Here is a 3,961-nt window from a genome sequence, read left to right as displayed (position 1 = left end):
AATAATTCTTCTCTTTTTGCTTAACTCTTCTACTAATAGTTTTACATTAAACTTATCATATTCTTTATTTTATATAAATATTTATTTTCATATACTCCTATTGAACTTATCATTTTAACTCCTAATTAATTATATATTTTGTTTTATAATATGCTGGCATAAATATATTTTTATCTTCAACCTTTTTTTCTATAAGTTCAATATACATAGTAGAGTTGCTTTTCTTTCTTTTTATAAAATATCCACTATTTTCATAAGTAAATTCAATATTCTTTAATTCTGGATACCTTATATTCTTTTCATTTTTCACTGCCTCTACAAGTAATTCTTTATTTATGCTTTCATCTTGACATTTAATATTAATTATTTCTAGAACTTTTTCTTCTTCTGCTTCTAAACTTTTTAAATCTTCATAAGTTGAAAAATTTTGAGATTTTAAATAATTTTTAGATATCACCTTTATAGATAAATTCGCCATTACAAGAACAAACATAAATATTATTAAACTCTCAAGAAAAGCATATGCTTTTTTCTTAGTTTTTATAAACATAGTACTCTTTCTTCCCCCTTATTGTTTTTTATTTTCAAGTAATATAGTTTTTCTTTCTTTATGATAGCAAAATCTGAAACTTCTCTCATAATTACATTAACACCTTTTCTTTTTCCCTCTTTATATGTCTCTAAAACTATCTTTTGATTTGTATTATCTAAAAAAATCCTTTTTTCTTTTATTTCATTTGTATTATGGTCAACTTTGTATTTTATTGTTATCTTTCCGTTATTACTCAATCCTTTTTCTTCTATTTCAATACTTTTAATCATTTGTGTTTTTAATAATCTATCTATATTAAGCAAAGCATCATCAAATGAATCTTGAGCTTTAGCAGACTCAATTAAGCTTTTGTAACTTTTATAAGAAATTAATCCAATTTTAAAGGAAAGACTAATCAAAATTAATTCAATAAACATAGCTAATATTATTTCAATTAAAGTAAAACATCTCTTTCTTCTTTTTTATTTTTCCATCCAATAAGATTTAAGAAATTTTCTTTCACACAGAATTCCTCCATCATCATCTTTAATCTTGACCTTCAATTCTATTACAGGTCTATTTTCATCTTCTGATGCCAGAATTTCTTTAACCTTTTCTATTTCAATTCCATCTCCAACCTCTAAATTTAATACTGATGTATTTACTAAGTTTTCTAATGTATCATCTGAATATATATAAGATAATTTATTGTCTTTAAAGGATTTAGTTAAATTTTCAAAAGTAGTATTGTATTTAATTTCATTTTCTATTGCATATGCAATCCTATTTGCTTCATTCTTTTTATCTCTTATTTTTTTGGAGTTAGCTGCAACAATTCCAATATTAAGTGATATTGTTGTTGCTATTAATAAGATTGCGAGAGCAACTATACTTTCAACTAAAGTACTTCCTTTTTTCACTCTATCATATCCCCTTCATTATCATCATTTTCACTTACTCGTATAATATCATTTCCTACAGATATTGTTATTTTTACAAATTTACTATTTTTATTAGATAAGGTTATTGTTCCCGCTTCTTTTATAAACCCTTCATCATTAATTTTATTATTCCCTAGTTTAAAATTACTTCCTATCTCTGTACTATTATCCAAATCTACTCTTTTATTTAATTTATATGTTTTATCGGTTACATCAAATATAATACTTTTTCTATCGCTGCTTATAATTATATTTCCTATTACTTTATTCTTTCTGCAATAACTTTTTGCAAAACTTAATAATGACTTTACTTCATATACATAGTTTTCAAAATTTAAATCTTCACTTTTATCTTTGAAATATTTTATTCCACCAATTGTTACTGTAGAAAATATAACTAATATAGAAAGCACCACAATAAGCTCTATAAGGGTATATGCCTTTTTCATCATTGAAAGCCTCCATCTAATAATGAACCAAATAATGGTACTATAAACACAACTAAAAATATTACTACAAAGATTCCCATTATAAAAACTGATGCTGGTTGTAAAATAGACATATATCTATTTATATCTGATAATAGTTTTTCTCAAGATAGTTAGATAGTGAATTTAATCTTTCATCCATAGAACCGCCTTCTTCTCCAAGTTTTATAATGGCTGTAGTATATTTACAATAATCTCCATGATCTTTTAAACTTTCTGATATACTTTTCCCCTTTAATATACTTGAATTTAGAAGTAAGAATCTCTCCTTTAAAGATGAGTTTTTAAAACTCGTTGCAGAATACATTAAACCATTGGATAAATTAACTCCACTTTTAACTATTATTGATAATAGAGATATAAAAATAAATTCGTTAAATTCCTTTATAATTGATATTTTATTCAATAAATTTATTAAATGCCTTTTAATATAAGCTTTATAAACTATAAATGGAATTAAAATACCCCATGAAATAAAATAAATTTGAAAGGAAATAAAATCTTTTTTTATATAATTTACAAAGTTATATAAAAACTTACATATAAACGGAACTTCAATACCTAAATTAATGTAAAAATCATATAAGTTTGGTATAGTTATAAATGTAATAAATATTAATAGCATTATAATAGATAAAAATATTAATATTGGATAAGACAAAACATTTTTAATAGTGCTTTTAATAAAATTCATTTTATTATAATGATCTTCTACACCTTTTAAAACTGTTGCTAGATTCCCACTTTTTTCTCCCATAGAAATCATTCCAACAAAAAATTCTGGATATAAATCACTAAATTCATTAAAACTATCTTTTAAAGATTTTCCTTCAATAATAGATGTTTTTATTATCTTTATACTTTCCTTATATGTTTTTCTCATTGGTAATTCTAATAGTAAATCCATCATAATTAAAAGTGAAATTCCTTCTTTGTGCAATATGGACATATTACCTGATAATAATCCTAAACTATTATAATCTGCTTTATTCCAAGATAATTTTATTTTCTTCATAATCAAATCCTTCTTCTATTAAAAAATTATTATAATCTGAAGATGATATTCTAGCAGCAATTAATAATTCATTTAGATTATCTATCATTTCTTCATTACTTAATTCTTTTATTTCCTGGAAAATATTTGTAATTTTCCTTTTTATTTCTCTATCAATACTAACTACTGAGCTAACAACAGCTCTTCCTCTATATCCAGTATAATTGCACTTACTGCATCCTATATTCTTATAGAGTACTATTTCCTTTCCCTTAAAAAGAACTTGCTTTTCTTCCTTTTTACAATTGTCACAAAGTACTCTTATCAATCTTTGTGATATTATTCCTATTAAAGAATCTTTAATTAAATAAGATTTAACTCCCATATCTTCTAATCTAAAATATACTTCTTGTGGTGTTTTAGTGTGAATTGTTGAATAAACTTTATGTCCTGTTAAAGATGCTGTTACAGCCATATTAGCTGTTTCTTCATCCCTTATCTCTCCTATCATAAGGACATCCGGGTCTTGTCTTAAAATACTCCTAAGACCAGTAGCAAATGTTATGTTGGCTTTTCTATTTAAACTAACTTGATTTATTCCTTTAATCATTACTTCTATTGGATCCTCTAAAGTAGTTATATTTATATCTTTTTTATTTATTTCTTTTAAAATACAATATAATGTACTTGATTTTCCACTTCCTGTTGGCCCATTTATAATAACTAACCCATGTTTTAAAGACATTATTTTTTTCAATTTTCTTAATTGATTTTCATTCATATTTAAACTATTTATATCATAATTAAATACTTCTCCATATAAAATTCTTATTACTAATTTTTCTCCATAAATTATGGGGATGGTGGATAATCTTAAGTCATAACTTTTATTTTTAATATTAATTAGAGTTTTTCCATCTTGAGGTCTTCTTCTTTCAGTTATATCCATATTTCCATTAAGCTTTATTTTAGATAATAACTTCTGATATTCATTATTTTTTATCTT

At 23.8% G+C, this 3,961-nt stretch carries 6 protein-coding genes; all 6 read right to left on the bottom strand.

Going from position 1 to position 3,961, the window contains the following annotated elements:
- Nucleotides 1–121 precede the first annotated feature (121 nt).
- Nucleotides 122–550, bottom strand: a complete 429-nt coding sequence (locus A500_RS16175; RefSeq protein WP_016208641.1) for a hypothetical protein — start codon at nucleotides 548–550, stop codon at nucleotides 122–124.
- On the bottom strand, nucleotides 541–969 hold the full coding sequence (locus A500_RS16170; RefSeq protein ID WP_016208640.1) for a hypothetical protein: 429 nt from the start codon (nucleotides 967–969) through the stop codon (nucleotides 541–543). The genes A500_RS16175 and A500_RS16170 overlap by 10 nt, the downstream gene beginning before the upstream one ends.
- Before the next feature lie 45 nt (nucleotides 970–1,014).
- Nucleotides 1,015–1,452: a type II secretion system protein gene (locus A500_RS16165; protein WP_016208639.1), complete on the bottom strand. Its 438-nt coding sequence runs from the start codon at nucleotides 1,450–1,452 to the stop codon at nucleotides 1,015–1,017.
- Entirely contained in the window at nucleotides 1,449–1,925 is a 477-nt protein-coding gene (locus tag A500_RS16160) for a type II secretion system protein (RefSeq protein ID WP_156174301.1), read from the bottom strand. The genes A500_RS16165 and A500_RS16160 overlap by 4 nt, the downstream gene beginning before the upstream one ends.
- A gap of 118 nt (nucleotides 1,926–2,043) precedes the next feature.
- Nucleotides 2,044–2,976, bottom strand: coding sequence for a type II secretion system F family protein (locus A500_RS16155; protein WP_016208637.1), 933 nt, complete (start codon nucleotides 2,974–2,976; stop codon nucleotides 2,044–2,046).
- Nucleotides 2,948–3,961, bottom strand: a 1,014-nt coding sequence (locus A500_RS16150; protein WP_016208636.1) for a GspE/PulE family protein, incomplete at its 5' end; no start/stop codon positions are given. The genes A500_RS16150 and A500_RS16155, both read right to left, overlap by 29 nt.

The organism is Clostridium sartagoforme AAU1, from assembly GCF_000401215.1.
GTDB lineage: Bacteria > Bacillota > Clostridia > Clostridiales > Clostridiaceae > Clostridium > Clostridium sartagoforme.
This window is presented reverse-complemented; position numbering and strand designations above follow the sequence as displayed.